Annotated in this window: 13 protein-coding genes; 3 read left to right on the top strand and 10 right to left on the bottom strand. The window is 74.5% G+C overall.

The window, feature by feature from the left end; translation table 11 throughout:
* Positions 1-83: 83 nt before the first annotated feature.
* Complete coding sequence (locus ACIBG7_RS25165; RefSeq protein ID WP_397337755.1) at positions 84-1259, top strand: DUF2786 domain-containing protein; 1176 nt, start codon at positions 84-86, stop codon at positions 1257-1259.
* Here ACIBG7_RS25165 and ACIBG7_RS25160 read toward each other — a convergent pair.
* The gene (locus tag ACIBG7_RS25160) at positions 1249-3063 is read right to left on the bottom strand and encodes an ABC transporter ATP-binding protein (protein WP_397337754.1); all 1815 of its coding nucleotides are present in this window, start codon (positions 3061-3063) and stop codon (positions 1249-1251) included. The genes ACIBG7_RS25165 and ACIBG7_RS25160 overlap by 11 nt on opposite strands.
* Before the next feature lie 254 nt (positions 3064-3317).
* Between ACIBG7_RS25160 and ACIBG7_RS25155 the strand changes: the two genes are divergently transcribed.
* Positions 3318-3962, top strand: coding sequence for a hypothetical protein (locus ACIBG7_RS25155; protein WP_397337753.1), 645 nt, complete (start codon positions 3318-3320; stop codon positions 3960-3962).
* A gap of 68 nt (positions 3963-4030) precedes the next feature.
* Here the strand turns inward: ACIBG7_RS25155 and ACIBG7_RS25150 are convergent, their stop codons facing one another.
* The 8 genes from ACIBG7_RS25150 to ACIBG7_RS25115 all read right to left on the bottom strand — a co-directional run bounded on the left by ACIBG7_RS25150 (position 4031) and on the right by ACIBG7_RS25115 (position 15410).
* Positions 4031-5647 (bottom strand): hypothetical protein, encoded by a 1617-nt coding sequence (locus ACIBG7_RS25150; protein ID WP_397337752.1) that lies wholly within the window; start codon positions 5645-5647, stop codon positions 4031-4033.
* Positions 5648-5649: 2 nt separating this feature from the next.
* Entirely contained in the window at positions 5650-7578 is a 1929-nt protein-coding gene (locus tag ACIBG7_RS25145; RefSeq protein WP_397337751.1) for an RNA polymerase sigma factor, read from the bottom strand.
* Positions 7579-7615: 37 nt separating this feature from the next.
* The gene (locus ACIBG7_RS25140) at positions 7616-9361 is read right to left on the bottom strand and encodes a thiamine pyrophosphate-binding protein (protein ID WP_397337750.1); all 1746 of its coding nucleotides are present in this window, start codon (positions 9359-9361) and stop codon (positions 7616-7618) included.
* Complete coding sequence (locus tag ACIBG7_RS25135) at positions 9358-10590, bottom strand: alpha-hydroxy acid oxidase (RefSeq protein ID WP_397337749.1); 1233 nt, start codon at positions 10588-10590, stop codon at positions 9358-9360. Before ACIBG7_RS25135 ends, ACIBG7_RS25140 begins: the two co-directional genes overlap by 4 nt.
* A 63-nt stretch (positions 10591-10653) precedes the next feature.
* Positions 10654-11733: a VOC family protein gene (locus ACIBG7_RS25130; RefSeq protein WP_397337748.1), complete on the bottom strand. Its 1080-nt coding sequence runs from the start codon at positions 11731-11733 to the stop codon at positions 10654-10656.
* Between the two features lie 36 nt (positions 11734-11769).
* Positions 11770-12384 carry a hypothetical protein gene (locus ACIBG7_RS25125; protein WP_397337747.1) on the bottom strand — a complete coding sequence of 205 codons (615 nt, stop codon included), beginning with the start codon at positions 12382-12384 and terminating at the stop codon, positions 11770-11772.
* Between the two features lie 21 nt (positions 12385-12405).
* The gene (locus tag ACIBG7_RS25120; protein ID WP_397337746.1) at positions 12406-14388 is read right to left on the bottom strand and encodes an MFS transporter; all 1983 of its coding nucleotides are present in this window, start codon (positions 14386-14388) and stop codon (positions 12406-12408) included.
* Positions 14388-15410, bottom strand: a complete 1023-nt coding sequence (locus ACIBG7_RS25115; protein WP_397337745.1) for a hypothetical protein — start codon at positions 15408-15410, stop codon at positions 14388-14390. The genes ACIBG7_RS25120 and ACIBG7_RS25115 overlap by 1 nt, the downstream gene beginning before the upstream one ends.
* 717 nt (positions 15411-16127) lie before the next feature.
* Here ACIBG7_RS25115 and ACIBG7_RS25110 point away from each other — a divergent pair.
* Positions 16128-17111 carry a helix-turn-helix domain-containing protein gene (locus ACIBG7_RS25110; RefSeq protein ID WP_397337744.1) on the top strand — a complete coding sequence of 328 codons (984 nt, stop codon included), beginning with the start codon at positions 16128-16130 and terminating at the stop codon, positions 17109-17111.
* Between the two features lie 27 nt (positions 17112-17138).
* On the opposite strand, the gene ACIBG7_RS25105 is transcribed toward ACIBG7_RS25110, so the two are convergent.
* Positions 17139-19286, bottom strand: a complete 2148-nt coding sequence (locus ACIBG7_RS25105; protein WP_357927553.1) for a tetratricopeptide repeat protein — start codon at positions 19284-19286, stop codon at positions 17139-17141.
* Positions 19287-19288 lie beyond the last annotated feature (2 nt).

Raw genomic sequence — 19288 nt, 5'->3', positions numbered from 1 at the left:
CAGGGAGATCAACTTTCGCCAGACAGTCCGTTGAACGCAGGTCCGGATACCCTTGACCGGACATGCACCCAGGAAAGGAACCCGTGGACCGGCCCGCAGACCTGATCACCGCCGCCGTCGAGCTGCTCCGCCACGACGACCAGGACGGCTTCGATCGGTGCGTCGCCAAGCTGGCCGCGCAGGACGGCGACGACCAGGGCTGGGCCCGGCGCGTCGACCGCGAGCTGACCGGCATGCTCACTCGCCTGCTCGGCACGCTCTGGCGCAACGGCTGGCAGCCGGCCGACGTGGTGCGCCTGGTCGAACGGCGGCGCGACCGGACCCACGCCGAGGTGGTGAGCGAGCTGATCGCCCGGGAACTGCGCGGCTACGCGTCGGTGCCCGACCGCTGGGCCCCGTACCTGGAGAGCGCCCCACCGGCGCCGCTCCGCGAACCCCGGCTGCTCACCCTCACCCGCAGCCTCGAACTGCTCCAGACGCTGACCGCCTTCCCCCGGCTGGACCGGCTCGGCCCCCTCCCCGGCGAGAACCGGCCGGCCCGCCCGGCCCGCCGCTCCACCGCGGACGGCAAGACGCTGAGCCGGGTCCGCGCCCTGCTGGCCAAGGCGGAGTCCACCTCGTTCGAGGCCGAGGCCGAGACCTTCACCGCGGCGGCGCAACGGCTGATGGCCAAGCACAGCATCGACCGGGCCCTCCTCGACGCCCACGCCGGCACGGCCCACGACGGGCCGAGCGGCATCCGGATCGGCCTCGACGCCCCCTACGAGCAGGCCAAGGCGACCCTGCTGTCGGTGGTCGCCGACGCCAACCGGTGCCGGGCCGTGTGGCACGACGACCTCGGCTTCGTCACCGTGCTGGGGTTCGAGACCGACCTCGACGCGGTGGAACTGCTGTTCACCTCGCTGCTGGTCCAGGCGGACACGGCCATCGTGCGGGCGGGCACCAAGAAGCACGGCTCCGGGCAGTCACGCCGGCGCTCCTTCCGCGAGTCGTTCCTCCAGGCCTTCACCGGGCGGATCGGCGAGCGGCTGGAGGCGGCCGCCGCCGAGACGGTCGAGGCCGAGGCCGCCGCGCGCGGCACCGACCTGGTCCCGGTGCTGGCCGCGCGGACGGCCGAGGTGGACCAGGCCGTGGCGGCGATGTTCCCCGAGCTCACCCGCAGCCGGGTGCGTGGCGCCTACGACAGCGAGGGCTGGGCCGCGGGACGCGCCGCGGCCGACCAGGCTCGGCTTGCCGTACGGGATCAGGTCAGATCCTGACCCCGGCGCTGCCCTCCGGCACCGGGTCGGCCTCCTCGCCGGTTTCCTCGTCGCCGTCCTCGTCGGCCTCCTGGAGGAAGCCGCCCGACTGGTGGTGCCACAGCCGCGCGTAGGAGCCCCGGGCCTCCAGCAGCTCGGCGTGGCTGCCCTGCTCCACGATGCGGCCGTGGTCGAGCACGACGAGCCGGTCCATGCTGACCACCGTGCTCAGCCGGTGCGCCACCACGAGCGCGGTGCGGTCGCGCATCAGGCTCCACAACGCCTCCTGCACCAGCACCTCGCTCTCGGAGTCGAGGGCGCTGGTCGCCTCGTCCAGCAGCAGGATGGGCGCGTCCCGCAGGATCGCCCGGGCCAGGGCGACCCGCTGCCGCTGGCCGCCGGAGAGCTTGACGCCGCGCTCGCCCACCAGCGTGTCGAAGCCCTCGGGCAACGCCCGCGCGAACTCGGTGACGTGCGCCGCCTCGGCGGCCCGCAGGATCTCCGCCTCGCTCGCCTCGGGCCGGGCGAAGGCGATGTTGTCGCGCAGCGTCCGGTGGAACATGGCCGGGTCCTGCGGCACGTAGGCGATCAGGCTGCGCAGGTCGGCCTGGCGGAGCTGCGCGATGTCCTGGCCGCCGACCAGGATCCGGCCGCCCTGGATGTCCATGAGCCGCAGCAGCAGCCGGGTCAGCGTGGTCTTGCCGCCGCCGGAGCGGCCGACCAGGCCGATCTTCGTGCCGCTGGCGACGTCCAGGTCGAGGCCGTCGAAGAGCGGCTCCTTGCCCGGGTGCGCGAAGACCACCCGCTCGAAGCGCACGCTCGCGTCGGCCGGGCGCAGCGGCTGCGGCTCGGCCGTGTCGACCACCCGCGGCGGGGTGAGCAGCAGCTCGGTGAACTGCGCGGCCTCCGACAGCACGCTCTCCAGCCGGCGGTAGATCTGGTTGAACTCGAACATCACCGTGGTCGCGCTGGTGTAGTAGGCGAAGGTGACCACGATCGCCTCCACGCCCAGGCCGCCGCGCAACGCCACCGCCAGCAGCAGTCCCAGCGTGCTGGTGATGATGGACAGCGGGGCGACGAGCATGTCCACGCGCAGGTTGTTGTAGTCCCACGAGCGCAGCGTGAGGCTGCGCTGCTCGACCAGGCGGACCCGGTGCTCGGCCGCCTCGCGCTCCTCGGCGGCGAAGGCGCGCACGGACTCCATGTTCGTCAGCACGTCCGCGACGTGCCCGGACACCCGGACCTTGGCCGCCTCACGCTGGTCGACCAGCCGCCGCCGGCGCCGGATGAGCGGCGCCACCACCAGGCCGGTGAAGGCGATGAGCCCCAGCAGGACCAGCACCAGAACCGGGTGGTACTGCCAGAGCACCACCGAGGCGAACCCCAGCGGCACCAGCTTGGCGACCACGGCGAAGGCCATCAGGTCGCCGAACTCCTCGAAGCCGGAGGAGAAGTTCAGCACCCGCTTGGTCAGCGAGCCGGCGAAGTTGTCGTGGAAGAAGGCCGAGTCCCTGGCCATCAGCTCGTCCATGCCGACCGCGCCGAGCCGCTCGATGCCGCGCGCGTCGGTGCGGTTGAGGAAGTGCAGGCCGACCCGCCACCACACCTCGCCGAGCAGCAGCATCGCGCCGAAGGCCAGCACGTACGGCAGGAGCGTCCCGAGCGTGCCGTCGCCGCCTCCGGCCAGGTGCCCGACCAGCGCGCCCACCGCCAGCGGCGCCAGGTAGTGCAGGCAGATGTTGCCCAGCGCGGGCGAGATCAACGCCGGGGTCGCCACCGGCCACTGCCTGCGCAACTCGCGCCCGTAGTAGCCGAGCGCCAGCATGACCGCCGACTTTCTCCCGGCTCCGTCAGCCGTCGCTTGACCGTCGTCGGCACCCGTCTCCGTCGCCACCGCCGTTACCTCCCCGTCATCGGCACCCTCGCCCATGGTGACGGCCCGGCTACGGATCAAGCCACCGGTTTTCCGCCCGCCCGGGATGCCCCGGTCTGGGGGCGAATGGAGGCTGGGCGGCCGCGACGTCCCGGCATAGGCTGGGACGGAAGAGACAGTGGCCGCCCAACGTGACGGGATGTCCTATGCCGGACCGTGACGACCCCTCCCCGCTGGAGCCGGGCTTACCGGAGGACGGGCCCGGCCGGAAGGTCTGGCCGCCAAGGGGCCGGACGGGCGACGGGCCCGCGCCGCCGCTGCCCATGAGCGGGCGCGAATGGTACAACTCCCTGCCCGACGGCACCGGCCGGCGCGGCGACGAGGACTGGGACGGCCGGTCCGGACCGGCCCTGCTGCCCTGGGCGCCGGTGATCGGCGTCGCCGCCGCACTGGCGGTGGTGGCGGGCGGCTGGCTCTGGATCACGCACGAGCCGGCCGAACCGGCCCGGCCCGCGGCGGTGTCGCAATCGCCCACGCCGTCCCAGCCGGGGACGCTCAGCTTCTACGTGACCCCCTCCCCCCGGACGAGCCGCAGCGCCAGGCCCACGCGGAAGCCCAGGCCCTCGGCTTCGGCCACTCCGCCCGCCGCGAAGCCGGACCCGGCCAGGCCCCGGCCCGCCAAGCCCCGGCCGACCAAGCCCGCGCAGGCCGACCCGGTGCCCGCCGACAAGCCGGCCGCGCCCGTGCCCACCGGGGGGCCGCAGCAGCCGCCGCCCCCGTGCGAGCCCGGCGCCGGACTCGACCCGGTGACCGGCGCCTGCGTGCTCCAGGAACCCCCGATCGGCGGGTAGCCGCGCACGCGAGCGGGCCCCGAACCGATGCCGCCGGTTCGGGGCCCGTCCGCGGGCGGCTCGGCCGATCAGCCCAGGATGAAGATCTCCTGGAAGCCCTGGCCGAGCTGGTCGAGATCGGTGATCGCCCCGGCGGGGCCGGGGCTGACCACGACGGACAGGGTACGGCGGGCGTTCTGCGCGAGCAGGGCCTGCCAGAGCGGACCGGCGTCGAGCAACTGGTAGCCGGTCTTGCCGGAGGTCAGGTGGTGACCCCAGAGCGTGATCGACTGGATGCCCCGTTGCCGGACCGGCTTGGTGATCTGCTCGGCGATCAGCTTGGCGATCGTCTTGCGGTCACGGGCCGCCGAGCCGGACGGCTGCGCCAGGCTGTACTCGCGGGAGGCGATCTGGCCGTAGGAGCCCCAGCCGCGGGCGTGCACGCCCAGCCACTGCGCCTCCGAGGGGGTCACGACCTTCCCGCCGTAGGTGATCTTGTGCTTGCCGTACTCGGCGGTGAACAGGCCGGAGGCGACGTAGATGCGGTCCACGCCGCGCACGGCCTGCAGGTAGCGGGTCACCTCAGCCGCGGTGACCAGCGGGTAGGCGGCGCGCATCGCCCGGACGCAGGCGGTGTTCTGGCCGCAGCCGAGCTCGGGCGCGACCACCTCGACGGCGAGCCGGTGCCAGGGCAACCGGGTCCGCAGCACGCGGTGGGTCCGGGTCAGGAAGTCACGCGCCTGGTCGGCGGTCGAGAACCCCGAGAACCCGACCGACGCGGCGTACTTGACCCCGACCACCCCGGGCAGCGCCGCCTCGGCGACGACCTGCTCGATCGCGTTTTCGTAGGCCGTCTTGCCCTGGAGGTAGGCGCCGGACAGGTCGACGTCGAGCCACGGCTCCATGCCGGCCGCCCGCGCGCTCGCGACGGCCTGCCGGATCGCCGGCCGGGCCGGCTTCGCCGCCGGATTGGCGGTGGGCGAAACAGAGGGCGAAACCGTGGGCGAAACCGTGGGCGAGACGGCGGTAGACGGGACGGGAGAGGCCGCGGGTGAGCCGCCGGGCGCGGGCACGCCCGGCGGCGGCGAGGCGACCGGCGGGACCGCCGGATCGACCGGCGGCTGCGCCGCGACCGCCGGCGCACCCGCGCTGGGCGTCACCGCGACCGCGACGATCGGCTGGTTGGCGTGCCCGGTCGAGGCGGACCCGCACGGCCACAACCCCGGCTGGGCCTGGCAGAACGACGCGGGCGCCTGCACCGGCCAGCCGACCGCGTTCACGCAGGTCCACTTGCCGGACCCGGCGTCCCACTGGCAGGTGACGACCTTGTCGGGGGCGCAACTGCCCGCGGTCTGGATCTGCGACCAGCCGCCGCCCCCGGCCGTGGTCTCGCAGAACTGCGTGGTACTGCCGGCGGGCGTGGACTGCGGCTTGGCGTAGGGCTGGTTCGGCGGCGGCGCCTTGGGCCCGCCGCCGGTGCCGGTCTTGGGCGGCGCGGGCGGCTTGCCGGGGGGCGGGGTGTTCTTGCCCTTGGCCGCGGCGGCCTCGTAGTGCCCCTCGACCAGGGCGTTGTTCTCGTAGGCGCCCTCGATGGAGTCCGCTCCGGTGGCGGCCGCGACGACCGGCACCCCGCCCAGGCAGAGCAGCACGGTGGCGCTCAGGGCGGCGATCTTCTGCCGTCTCGACAGGTTTGCGATCTTCCTCATGCTCAGCCTCTCGTGCCGAGTTGGTAGCCGGAACCGCCGGCCTCAGGAGCCGGCGTGCCACAGTTGGACCAGTAGGTGACGCCGTTGATGGTCGTCGCGCGTCCCCGGTCGATCTCGACCGACCACGTGATCGAGACGGTGAGCGTGCCCTCGGCGGTGGTCGTGCCCTCCGTGGTGACGCCGTCGCCCGTCGCGGTGCCGGTCCAGGAGACGGTGATGCTGCCGCTGCCGCGCCGGGGACCGGCCTCGCAGCCCTTCTCGGTCGAGGGCTCGGAGATGCTGAAGCTCGCGCCGCTGGCCGACAGCGGCCCGGAGGCCACAGAGGAGGAGACGACCTGGCACGAGGCCTTGGGGCAGGACACCTGCAGGGAGCCGTGCCGCGAGGTGCCCATGTCCATGCCGGCGATGCTGGCCACCGGGGCCGGCGGCTTGGGCAGGGGCGCCTTCGGCTGCGACTTCTGTTGCTGCTGCGAGTCTCCGCCGCCCGCCGGCGGGGTCTTCGGTCCGCCCTTCTGCTGCTGGCCGCTCCCCGGGCCCTGGAGGGTCTGGGGAGGGGCGTCGGGGCCGGCGCCGCCGGCGGACTTGTCGTTCTTGTCAGCCTTGCCGGTTTTATCGGTGTTGCCGGTGGTGTCGGCCGGGCGGGTGGGTGGCGGGGCACTGGGGGACGGCTGCTGCTGGCCGTTGTGCACCACCGGCACCGTGGCGACCGGGGCCGCGGTGGGCACCGTGTGCGGCGTCACCGTCGGCACCGGTGGGGGTTGCTGGACGCCGGTTTCCGCCGCCGGGTCCTGCCCCCCGTCGGCGGCGGTCCGGTCGGGGACGGCGGCGGGGGTGTTGACCAGGGCCGGCTCCACCTGGCCTGCGCCGGGCCCGGCGGCGGCCGTGGACCTGACGGCCGGGGCCTGCACCCCGCGGAAGACGAAGAACCCGATGACCGCCACGACGGCGACCACCAGCACCGCCTTCCCCTTGGTGAGCAGGGTCCGGCCGAGGTCGAGCCAGTGGTCGCCGTCGGTGTGCTCGTCGAGGTCCATGTCCATCTCCAGCTCCCGGTAGCGGCTCTCCGGTGTGCTGTAGTTGGCCAGGAAGTGCTCGCCCAGGGAGGACGGCTCCGCGGACGGGTCCTCGTCGCCGGTGAAGATCGGTCCCGCCGGGGGCGGGATGCGTTCCAGGGCCTCCATGAGGGTGTGCTGCTGGACGGGGTAGCCGTCGGCGCGCCAGCCGGCGTCGTGTCCCGGCAGCGGTTCGGCGACGGCCAGCAGGTCCTCCAGCGGGCCGACGTAGTCCAGGAGCGGCAGGTGCGCCAGCAGTTCCGCCGCGCCGACCTCGCCGCGGGTGGCGGCGCAGCGGCGGCAGTCCTCGATGTGCCGGGTGATCTGGGTACGGGTGCGGCGCATCGGCGCGGCCTGCCAGTCGGCCAGCCGGAGCGCCAGTTGCCGGCACCCGTCCTCGCCCTGGGCCCCGGCTGCTGCCGCGACCCACTGGCCCAGCCGCCGTTCGGCCTCGGCGACCAGCCGTTCCACCTCCAGGACGCCGAGGTCGAAGATCGCGCCGATCTCGGCGTCGGTGAGGCCGTGCCGGGCCGACAGGTCCAGCACCTCGCGCAGGTCGGTCTCCAGCGCGGCCAGCGCGCCGTCCACCAGGTCGGGGGCGCTGTCACCGGCGGCGCGCCGCCAGGAACCGGTGGAGGCCGGGTGGGCGTGGGCCAGGTCGGCCCGGTGCGCCCGGGCCAGCGCGTACAGCCAGCCCCTGGTGGCCGGTCCTGACAGCCGGTGGAGGTGGGTGCGCGCGGACAGCAGCACGCAGGCCAGCGCCCGCAGCGCGTCCTCGCGGCTGAGCTCCGCGCTCAGGTAGTCGAGCAGGCCCGGGCCGTAGCGATCGGCGATCAGGCCGATCTCCCCCCGGTCCCTGGGGGATAAGGCATCCCACATCAGTTGATCTCTCCTCCTTCGGTGTGCCCCCCATGGATCAGGGGGCGTGGCCCGCCGCCGTACCGGCGGCGGGAGCGGGGGGAGCCGAGTGGCCGACGAAGGCGTCCTCCAGCCACCACGGCGTCAGCTCGCGGGAGACCTTGGCGTCGACCAGCAGGGGCCGGGTCGGCTCCCGCAACCAGTCGGTGACCGCCGCGAGGCCGGCCAGGTCGCGGACGGTGGCCGCGGCGCAGCCGTACCCGGCCGCGATGGCGGCCAGGTCGACCTCGGGGAAGGTGACGGCGTCCAGGGGGTGCCCGGTGAAGTGGTGGACCTCGGCCCCGTAGGCGTCGTCGTTGAAGACCACCACCAGCAGGGGCAGGCGGAGCCGTACGGCGGTCTCCAGGTCGGCCATGCCCATCAGCGCGCCGCCGTCGCCGAGCGCGGCCACGGTGAGCCGGTCGGGGCGGGCCAGCGCGGCGCCGATGCCGGTGGCCAGCCCGAGCCCGATGGATTGGAAGGCCTGCGTGAAGCAGAACCCGGCCTCGTCCGGCACGTCGAGGTAGGCGATGGGGTAGCCCATGAACGCGCCGGAGTCGGTGACCAGCGTGCGCTCCTCCGGCAGCAGCCGGTCCAGGCGCGCGGCCAGTGCTCGTGGATCGACGCGGCCCGCCTCCGTCGCCGGATCGGCGATCGGCAGCCGGTTCCACCGGCGGCCGGCGCGCAGCCGCTCGCGCACCGCCGGGGTGCGATACCCCTCCCGCGCGTACGGCAGGCGTCCCCCGAGGGCGTCGAGAACGGCGACCGCCGTGCGGGCGCAGTCGCCGCCGATGACCTCGGCCCCGGCCCCGGTGCGCGGATGGGTCGCCGCCAGCCCCTCGGGCCGGTGGTCGACGTGGATCACCCGCGCCGCCGGGTGGATCAGCCGCCCGTGCCGGGTGGTCCACCCGGTCAGCGAGCAGCCCCACGCCACCACCAGGTCCGCCTCGGCGGCCAGGTCCGCCACCGCCGGCGTGCTGAAGCCGCCCAGCAGCCCCAGGTCGAAGTCGTGCCCGGCGAACAGGCCGTGCGCCGCCGCCGAGGTGGCCGGCAGCGCGCCCACCCGGTCGGCCAGCCGTTCGAGGTACGGCTGAGCGTCCCGTGCCCCGCGCCCGGCGACGATCACCGGACGCTCGGCCGTCGCCAGCGCCTCGGCCAGGGTGGCGACGTCGCGCTCGGAAGCCGGTTCCGCCGGCGCCGCGAGCGGCATCGGGACCGAGCGCGGCTCACCGGTCGCCGGGGCGGCGAGCACGTGCAGCGGCAGCCCGACCACCACGGTGCCCCGGCCGGCGCGCGCTTGCCGTACCGCGGAGACCAGGACGTCGGCGGCCGACTCCGGGCGGGAGACCCGCAGGTAGAGCGCGCCCGTCGCGCGGACGATCGCCTCCTGGTCGACGGCGAAGTTGGAGCGCGGGTTGGCCGTCTCGGGCGCGAGCACGAGCAGCGGCGTCCGGCTCTTGGCCGCCTCGGTCAGCCCGGTGAGCGCGTTGGTGAACCCGGGCCCCTGGTGCACCGAGACCGCGACCAGCGCGCCGCTGGTGCGGGCGTAGGCGTCGGCCATGGTGACCGCGCCGCCCTCGTGCCGCGCGGCCACGAACGGCACCCCGGCCGCGATCAGCGCGTTGGTGAGGTGGAAGTTGCCGCTGCCGACCACACCGAAGCACGTCGTGACGCCGAGGGTGGCCAGCAGCCGCCCCGCGACCTCGGCCACCGTCCGGGTCGGGACCGAGGTCGCGGGGGCGGGGTGGTGCCGCGTCATCGTCATGACGCCGCTCCGAGCGTGGCCGCGGAGGGGGCCGGGAGGGTGAGTTCGGGCGGGAAGGTGAGCTCGATCGGCAGCGAGGCGGGCTGCCCGCACCCGGCCGTCTTGGCGGCGTACGGCGGAGCGGGCGAGACCAGGTCCCGGCCGATGTCGGCCAGGGTCGGGCGGCCGGTCTGCCCCATCGCGTCCAGGAGCTCCTCGACCAGCGCCCGCATGACGTACCCCACGCCGTTGGCCGCGCCGCCCAGCACCGGGTAGGCGGCGCCCGCGGCCAGCCCCGCCAGGACCGGCCGGCCGACCATGACCGCGCGGGCGCCCAGCGCCAGCGCGACGAGCACGTCGAGGCCGGAGCGGATGCCGCCGTCGAGGATGACCGGGCACTTCTCGCCCACGGCGGCGACCACCTCGGGCAGCACCTCCAGCGTGGCGCGGCACTGGTCGAGCTGGCGGCCGCCGTGGTTGCTGACGAACACCGCCCCGGCGCCCGCCGCGACCGCCGCCTCGGCGTCCCGGGCGTGCTGGATGCCCTTCACCACCACCGGCAGGTCGGTGATGGTCGTCAGCCAGGTGATGTCCGCCCAGGTGAGCGAGGGGTCCATGCTCTGCGCGCTGTGCTCGGCCGGGGAGGCGATGTCGGGGTCGTGGCCGACGCTGGCGGCCAGGTTGCGCGCGACCACCTGGGGCGGGATGACCTTCCCGCCCCGGCGCAGGTCGCGGTGGCGGCGCCCGAGCCAGGGCGAGTCCACCGTGACCACGATGGCCCTGGCTCCCGCCGCCTGGGCCCGTTCCACCAGGGAGGCGGTGACCTTGCGGTCCTTGAAGACGTAGACCTGCTGCCACACCTGCGCGTCGGGCCGCCAGGCCGTCACCTCCTCGACGGTACGGCTGGCGAACGTGGACAAGGTCAGCGGCACCCCGACCCGCGCCGCCGCGGTGACGGAGGCCAGCTCGCCCTCGTCGCAGCAGAGCTGGTGCAGCGCGGTCGGCGACATGCCGATCGGCACCGCCCACCGGTCGCCCAGCACGGTCGTGCCCAGGTCGGCGCCGGACACGTCCACCGCGACCCGCGGCTCCAGGCGCCAGGCGTTGAAGGCGGCGCGGTTCTCCTCCAGCGTGCGTTCCGCGCCGGCGCCGCCGGCGATGAAGTCCCACACCGGCTCTCCACACCAGCGGCGGTCCACGGCGAGCTGCGCGGCCCGCTCGAAGTCGTCGAGCGTCAGAAACATGGTCATCTCCTTCGAGGGTGGAAACCCGGCGGGCCCTCCGGACACGGGCCCGCCGGGCCGGGGTTCTTGCTAGGAGGCGGCGGCCAGCCGGGCCAGGTCCCGCTCGCGCGCCTCGAACAGCGCGACGACGTTGCGCTCGCCGAACCCCGTCGCGCCACGGCGCTCGATGAGCTCGTAGAAGAGCAGCCCCCGCTGGTGCGGGGCGCGGGTGAAGATCTGCAGCAGCGTCCCGCCGTGGTCGACGTCCAGCACGATGCCGGTCGCCTGCAGGTCGGGGAGCTGGGCGGGCAGGCCCGGCGTGCCGGCGAACCGCGCGGCCAGGTCCTCGTAGTAGGTGGCCGGCGGGGCGGGCGGGAACTCCACCCCGCGCCGGGCGAAGCCGGTGACCGCCTCGACCAGGTCGTCCACCCGCCAGGCGATGTGCTGGATCCCGGCCGCGCCGTGCCCCTTCACGAACTCGTCCACCTGTCCGGGCGCGCGCGTGGGGTCGGGCTCGGCCATCACGTACGTCACGCCGAGCGCGTCGCGCAGCACCAGGCTGTCCATCGCGGTCGGGCCGGCCTCGATGCGCTGGCTGTCGACGACCTCCATGTCCCACACCCGCCGGTACAGCTCGGCGGTCGCGGCGAGCTCACCGGGCGGCAGGCACACCGCCAGGTGATCGACCTCACGCAACGGCTCGGCCCTCCCTTCGTCGGAGAGGTCGCGACGACCGCCCTGCACCGGCGACCACGCCCGGCCCGGCACGAGCGGATCTCCCGGATCGACGTCGATCAGGTCGAGCACCGTGTGCCGCAGGGCCCCCAGCCCCTGCACCACCGCGGGCCCGCCGTGCCCAGGCCGGTGGACGCCCAGCCCGGCGGCGCTGGCGCGCTCCAGAACCTGCTCCACGTCGTCGCGGTACAGGGCGATGTCGGCCACGGCGTCACCGTGCCTGGCCAGCCATTCGGAGACCGGCCCGTAGGTGCGGGCGGCCGGGGTGGTGACGATCACCCGCACCGGCCCGGCCTCCAGCAGCGTGCTGTGCTGGTCGGCGCCGGTCGCGGTGGCGACCTCGGTGAAGCCGTAACGGCGGAAGTAGGCGACGGCGGCCGGGCCGTCAGCGGCGTAGATCTCGGTGTAGGCAACGGCGGACGGGTTCTGGTTCATGGTGGGGCCTTGTCGGAGAGCGGGTGGAGCGGGGGTTCAGGAGCCCAGGAGGCGACGGATCTCGGCGATGTTCCGGGTGGCGATCCGGTGCATGCGGTCCAGCCGGTCGGGGACGATCAGTTCGGCCGTCAGCGAGCGCTGCTGCCGTGCGCCGCCTTGCTGCGGTACGGCAGGCGTCCGAACCAACCGGTCCCCGGTCTGCTGGGGCACGGAGGGCAGGGTCGTGTGGTGGTGGATGGAGGAGGACGTGGCGGCCGGGGTGGCCTGCTGCGGGATCGAGACGGGAGCGGCGGCCTGGGTGGCCTGTTCGGGGACAGGGAGGGGTACGGCGGGCGGGACCGGCTGCCGGCGCGGGGGGAGGGGCGCGGCGGGGATGGCGGGGATCTCGGCCGTGGGTTCGTCGGCCGGGACCAGCAGCCGATCTCCGGACCGCTCCAGGGACCGTCCCACCGGCTCAGGCCCGGTCCCGAGGCCCAGCTCGAGCCCGAGACTGCGCTCCCTGCCGAGCCCTCCTGCGGCCCGGTTTTGGCCGGGATCGTGGTCGTCGAAGTCCGGAGCCGGGCGGGCATGGCGGGCGTGCCGTACCCGGGCGGGCCGGTCGAGGGTGGGCCAGGCGGGACCGGGTGGATCCTGTGGCGCGGGGGCGAGCATGGGAACCTCCAGCAGACGTGATCAGCGATGCGGACCGACCGGCCACGCCGGCCTGCCGTACGGATGAGCGCCCCGATCACCGCGATCGGCCTCGGGACCGTGGTGACCGGCCCCGTGGGAATCGGCCCCGTGACCGGGGTTGTGGTGGCCGGGGTTGTGGTGGCCGGTGTTGCGGTTGGTGGCGCGGTCGTGGTCGGCGCGTTGTTGTTCGATGTCGGTGGCGATCTGGGCCCAGTCGGCCTCGGCCTCGGCCAGGTAGCCGCGCAGGACCGCGATCTGCTGCCGGGCCGCCTGCAGTTCCCGCAGGGTCTCCTGCAGGTCCACCGGCCCGGCGTCGTACGGGGTGGGCGCCGACAGCAGCGGAGCCACCTGCCGCGGCACCCGCACCCCGGCCCCACCCGCCCGCGACCCGGAGTCGCCCGAGCCCTGCTCACGCCACCCCGGCTCGTCCCAGTCCGATCCGTTCCAGCCCGGCTCATCCCAGCCCGGGTCACCCTGCCCCCACCCGAGGTCACGGCTCCCCCACCCAGGCACCGTCTCCCGCGACCGCAACCCGCGAGCCCAGTCCGCCTCGTCGGCCTCCCACACCACCGCGTCCCCCGCCCAGTCGTCCTCCGCCTCAGCGGGCCGAGCCGTACGGGTCCAGCGGATCAAGGTGGCCGTGGCGATCACGGCGCTCAGCGCGAGCCCACCCTGCAAGGTCGTGCTGTAGCCGGGCAGGGTCGGGCTCTCGGACAGGGCCTGGGGCAGCGGGTTCGCCAGCACCGCGGCCGCCGCCGCCATGCCCAGCGCACCCCCGAGCACGCGTGCCGTACTGATCGCCCCCACGGCCGCGCCGTACTGCTCAGGAGCAGTGGCCGAGTTCCCCACGATGCTGGCCCCGGTGAACACCAGCGTCGAGCCGGTCCCGACGGCGAGCGTGCCCACGATCAGCCACCACCCCGGCGGCCGGTCCGCCGTGACGATCAGCGCCGCGGCCCCGGCGACCATCACCAGGGAGCCGCAGTAGATCCCGAGCATCATGCTGCGCCGGCTGATCGCCCCGGCGACCGGTGCGACGACGATGCCGACCGCGGCCATCGGGGCCAGCCACCAGCCGACGTCCCCACGCCCGACGCCCAGGCTCTGCAGTTGCAGCGGCAGGACCAGCATCGCGCTGTAGGTGATGGCCGTGGTGACCGCGGCGACGGCCGCGCCGAAGCGCAGGCCCGGCCGCCGCCACAGGTCGGCCTCCAGGACCGCGCCGGGGTGCTGCCGCGAGCGGCGCACGACCAGCAGGACGCAGGTGGCGGAGGCGGCCACCGTGGCCAGCAGTACGGGCGAGGTCCAGCCCCACTGCGAGCCGCTGGTGATGGCGTACATCGCCAGGCCCAGCCCGCCGACCAGCAACAGCATGCCCGGCACGTCAGGTTTGCGGGTCCGGGCGGTCATCTTCGGCAGGGCCGGCACCAGCAGCAGCGCGACCGCCGCCGCGACGGCCGACGGTACGAACAGCGCCCGCCAGCCCAGGTCCAGGAGCCAGCCCGCGCCCATGTTCAGGAGCACCCCGCCGACGCCGGACGCCGTGCCCCACGTCACCATCGCCGAGCGCCGCCGTACCTGGCCGACCGCGTCCAGCAGCAGGCTCAGCGCGCCGGGGAACATCGTCGCCCCGCCCAGCCCGGACAGCACCCGCCCGGCGACGAGCGCGGGCCACGACGGCGCGAGCAGCACCAGGACCGCCCCCGCGATCATCGACGCCAGCCCGAACGCCAGCACCAGCCGCCGCCCCAGCAGATCCGCGGCCCGTCCCGCCGTCGCCAGCAGCGCCGCCGGGACCACCAGGTTCAGCGTCGCCAGCCACGACAGGTCCGTGACGGCCAGATGGACCGCGATCGGGTCTCGGGCCAGCAGTGGCAGGGCCAGCGTGCTGCCCGTGGTGTCGGCCATGATCGCGCCCACCGTCAGGCAGGCGGCGACCCTCACCGGCGCGACACCGCGCCGTGCGCGCGCGGGACGGCTCATCAGTCCTCCGCCGGCTGTGGCAGATTCGGAACCGTCGCGGCCACCAGCCGATACATCCCCCCGAACAGCGGATCCACGGTTCGAGACACCTGCGCGCCGCCGGGATCCTCCCGATCTCGGGGATCGTCCCGATCTCTGGAGGTCATCTGACCTACGGGGTCCTCCCTATCCTCGGAAACACCTCGGGCCTCGAGCTCGTCGCGGCCCCACTCGCCGGGCTCCTTGCCGGCCAGCGCGCGCCGGAGGGTGCCGCAGGCCAACTCAGCGGCCTGCTCAAGGTCATGGAGCTCGCCCCAGTTCCGCAGGACCAGGTGGACCGTGCGGGCGGCGAGCGCCAGATGGGCCTCGCACCGCTCCTGTACGGCACGCTCCAGCCCAGCCACCCGCGCCAGCGCGTACCGCAGGGCACGGACGGTCGAGCACCGCTGCAGCCCCTCCAACTCCCGCAACCGCGCCGGCCACCGCAGGTAGCGCGCACTCAGCTCGTCCTGCACCCCCCGTACCACCGCGCCTGGCCTCAGCGCGTCCGACTCGGACGGCTCCGACACGTCCCACTTGGACGGCACGTCCGGCATGGACGGCTCCCGCACTCCCGTCTCGGTCAGCAGGGCGGCCCGCAGATGGGTCAGGCTGAGCTCCGCCGACTTGCCGACAGTGAAGTCCGGGCTCGTCCCCAGCACCCCGCGCAGCGACACCTCCAGCAGCGCCGCCCGAGTGGCCAGCGCCTCCAGCGACCACCCCAGCACCACAAGCTCCTGAGCCGGCCCCGAAGCCGCGCAGTTGCCCGGCCCCACACCCCGCCACCGCGGCGGCCGGGCAGCCAGCCGCGTGACGTGCCAGCCGACCCGCCGCAGTTGACGTTCGGCGTGGTGGGCCGCCTGCCAGAGCACCTCCTCGGCCGCCTCCAGGCGATCGGCACAGGTCAGTGTGAGCGCCGCACCGTCGAACGGCAGCGGCGTCACCTCCACCCACACACTGCGAGGAACCGCGTTCCGCGCCACCCGTGCGATGACCTCGCGCACGTTGCGCCCCAGCGCCTCCTCCGGCGTACGGCCCGCCGTACGACCAGCCCCCCACCCGCCCCGCGACCCATCCGCCGGACAAGCCTGCGACCCAACGGGCTGACGGCCGTGTGAGCCGGCCGCCGAATGGTCCTGCGGGCCAGTCGGCGGACGAGCCGGCGAACGGTCCGACACCTCGGCCTCCGCCCCACCCGACACCCCGGTTTCCGGCCCGCACCCCGGGCCGGTCGGCGCGGGTGCCGTGGCCTGGGCCGGGCCGCTCGGCGTGGGGGTCGGGGTCGGGGTCGGGGGCGGGGGCGGCGGGGTTGCGCTGCCCTGGGGGGGCCGGGTGGGGGAACCGCCCGGGGTTGTGTCGGTCATCGGTAACCGCCCTTTCCGCTCGGATGCGCCCGGAGACCGGTGCGCCGTGGTGGTGCCTCGGCGTGGCCGTTCTGTCGTGGCGATCGCTGACCGGGTGGGGCGTTGCGGACGCCATCGCCACCACGCACCCCATCACTGCTGTCACATCTCATTTGACACTAGAGCCACATATAGGACATCCCAGATCATCGTGTCAACTGAAATGTGACAGAGAAGTGAGTTTTACCGAGCCGGCGATGATCCATTCACCTGCTGGACACGGAAAGCTGCGGCATAATGCAGGAAGTCGGCCGGCCATCTGACAAGTGCTATTTGTCGTGGAATGGCGCGACTCCGCCACACGAGGGAGAGCACGAGGTGTCGAGCTTCGCCGAGCGGCTGGGCGTCCGGCTGACCCAGCTCGGGATGAACAACACCCAGCTGGCCGAGGCCCTCACCGCGGCCGGCCATCCCGTCACCCGCCAGCACGTCTCGGTGTTGCGCACCGGGAAGGCCATGCCGAGCGTCCCGCTGCTGCAGGCTCTCGCCGCCCTTCTGGACGTCCCGGTGGGCTGGCTCCTGGCCGAGCGCACCGGGCCGCTCGGCACCGCATCCCCCGACGCCGCCCGCGCCGCGCTCGCCGTCGCCGACGACCCCCAGGTCATGCGCGTCACCCTCGCCGCCGCCGACGATCCTCAGGTGATGCGGGTGGCCCTGGCGGCTGCGGGGAACCCGGACGTCGCCCGGATCGCCCTGGCCGCCGCCGCCGACGCCCAGGTGGCGCAGGCCGCCCTGGCCATCGCCCGCTCCCCCGCCGTCGCTCCCCTCGCCACCCTCCTCGCGGGTCTGCCGCCCTCGGCCCTGGACACCGTCCACCGCGTCATCGCCTGGGCCGACCAGGCCCACAACCTGCCGACCACCGCCTCGACCCACACCACGACAGCCCGCTCCACCCCGGCCGCTGCCACTCCCGCCGCTGACGCCGCCGCCGCGACCACCCCGACCCACGACGCCCCGGCCCACGCCGCCCCGGCCACCACCCGCCGTCAGCCCGCGGAGGCCGGCACCCCCACCCGCCCGCTCACCCCCCGCCGCCGCTCCCCCAAGCCCACCCCGGCCCACCTCACCGAGGTGGACCCCCTCAGCCACGACGCCGCCCCGGCCCTGATGGGCGACGACCCCTCCCAGCCCCTCCCGCCCCTCACCCCGGCCGAACGCGCCACCGTCGCCGCCGTCCTCCGCAAGGCGCAGAGCCTGGTGGCCGAAGCACTCCACCAGGCCCCACCCGACGACCCCAGCGCCGACGACGAGCTGACGGACGACAGCGATGCACGCCGTACAAGGTCGACCAAGCACGACTGAGTCGGCAGAACCCCCCCCCCGGTCCGCTCAGGCGGCTCCGGGCCGGATCACCCGCACCGCCGGTCCGGCCCGTCCGGGCTCGCCGGCGTCGCCGGTGGCGTAGGCGATCGCCTCCAGCAGCCCCATGCGGCTGCCCCGCGCCCGAGCCGCCTCGTGCGCCGCCGGCCCGATCAGCGCGATCGCCTGGTCGGCCGCCTGCACGTGCCCGTCGGTGAGCATCGGGCTCCCCATGAGCGGCAGGCCGTACTCCCGCCAGTTGACCTCCGCCGCCGCCTGCAGCTCGCCGACCATCTCCGCCGGCCAGCCCACCTCGACCACCATCTGCGACAGCGCGTCCAGGGTCATCACAATGCCGAGCACGTCGGAGAAGTGCCGCTTGATGCGCAACGCCGAGCGGGCGGCTTCGACGGCCTCCTCCACCCGCCCCAGCCGGTGGTAGGCCAAGGCCAGCACGTACAAGGCGTAGGAGCGCAACCACAGCTCGCCTCGTTCCTGGCACATCCGCAGGCATTCCTCCAGGGTGGACAGCGCCTCCTGCGGCTCGCCGCGCATCGTGGTCACCATGCCGATCTCGACCACGGCGGCCAGCAGTTCCACCCGGCGGGGCTCGTCCAGGTCCTGCAGATAGGTGATCGCCCGCCCCAGGTGCCGGGCGGCGGCACCGAAGTCGCCCGTCAACATCGCGCTCGTGCCCAGCATCTTGATGGCCATGATCTTGGCGTCGCGGTCGCCCAGTTCGCGGGCCTCGGCGAGGCAGCGTTCGGCGGCGTTGACGGCGGCGGTGAGGTCGCCCTGGCCGTTGGCGACGTAGGCCTCGGCCCAGAGGGCGCGGCAGCGGGCCGGGGAGGGGTCCGGGCAGGCGGAGAGCATGCGGAGCAGGTAGTGGCGGCCCTCGCTGGGGAAGCCGCAGGCGACCCACATGAACCAGAGCGAGGAGACCAGGTCCAGGCCGACGGTGCGCTGGCCGGGTTCGCTGAGGCTGTAGTCGATGGCGGCGCGGATGTTGCTGGTCTCCTGGCGCATGCGCTCGAACCACAGGACCTGGCCGGTGCCCATCCATTCGAGTTCGCCGCGGCGGGCGAGCTGGAGGTAGTGGGCGAGGTGGCGGCGGCGCATCCGGCCGGTGTCGCGCAGGCGCGACAGCCACAGGGCGCCGTACTCGCGCACGGTGTCGAGCATCCGGTACCGGGTGCCTTCCGGCCCGCGGATGAGGATGGACTTGTGGACGAGCGATTCCAGCAGGTAGGGGATCTCGTCGCTCTCCAGGACGCCGTCGTCCTGGCAGACGCGCATCGCGGCGTAGAGGTCGAAGTCGCCGGCGAAGACCGACAGCCTGGCCCACAGCAGGCGTTCGGCCGGCTGGCAGAGTTCGTGGCTCCAGCCGAGGGTGGCGCGCAGGGTGCGGTGGCGTTCGGGGGCGGTGCGGTCGGCGGCTTCCAGGACGGCCATCGACTGTTCGAGCAGGGTGAGGATCTGGGCGACGGACAGGCCGCGCAGCCGTACCGCGGCCAGTTCGAGCGCCAGCGGGATGCCGTCCAGCCGCCGGCAGAGCTCCTCGACCTCGTGCACGTTGTGCGAGCCGAGCACGAACTGCGGGACGATGGCGCGGGCCCGCTCGACGAACAGGGCGACCGCCTCGCTGGGGCGGCCGGCCAGGGCGCCGGCCGGTCCGGGGGTGGTGGTCAGCGGGGAGATCTCGATCAGGTGCTCGCCGGCGGCGTCCAGGGGCGAGCGGCTGGTGGCGAGGATGCGGATGCCGGGCGCGCTCTCCAGCAGGGTGCGCGCCAGGTGGGCGACCGCGCCCAGCAGGTGTTCGCAGGTGTCCAGGACGAGCAGCAGCCGTTTGCCGTCGGCGAGGAAGTCGGTCAGCACCTGCAGGTCCGAGCGCGCCGACACGTCGGCGAGCCCCAGCGCCAGGCCGACCTGCCGGGGCACCAGGCTCGGATCGCGCAAGTGCCCGAGCTCGGCCAGCCACACTCCGTCGGGGTACAGTTCGGCCGCCTGGCGGGCCACCCGCAGCGCGACGCGGGTCTTGCCCACGCCGCCGCAGCCGGTCACCGTCACCAGCCGGTGGCTGCGCAACGCCTGGCCGACCAGCCGCAACACCCCCTCCCTGCCGACGAAGCTGGTGCTCTCCTCGGGCAGGTTTCCCTCACGACGCCATTGCAGGCTCATCC

Origin of the sequence: Nonomuraea sp. NPDC050328, assembly GCF_044459405.1 — a bacterium.
In the GTDB taxonomy this organism is placed as follows: domain Bacteria; phylum Actinomycetota; class Actinomycetes; order Streptosporangiales; family Streptosporangiaceae; genus Nonomuraea.
Note: the sequence above shows the minus strand (reverse complement) of the source record. Positions and strands in the feature narration are given on the sequence as shown.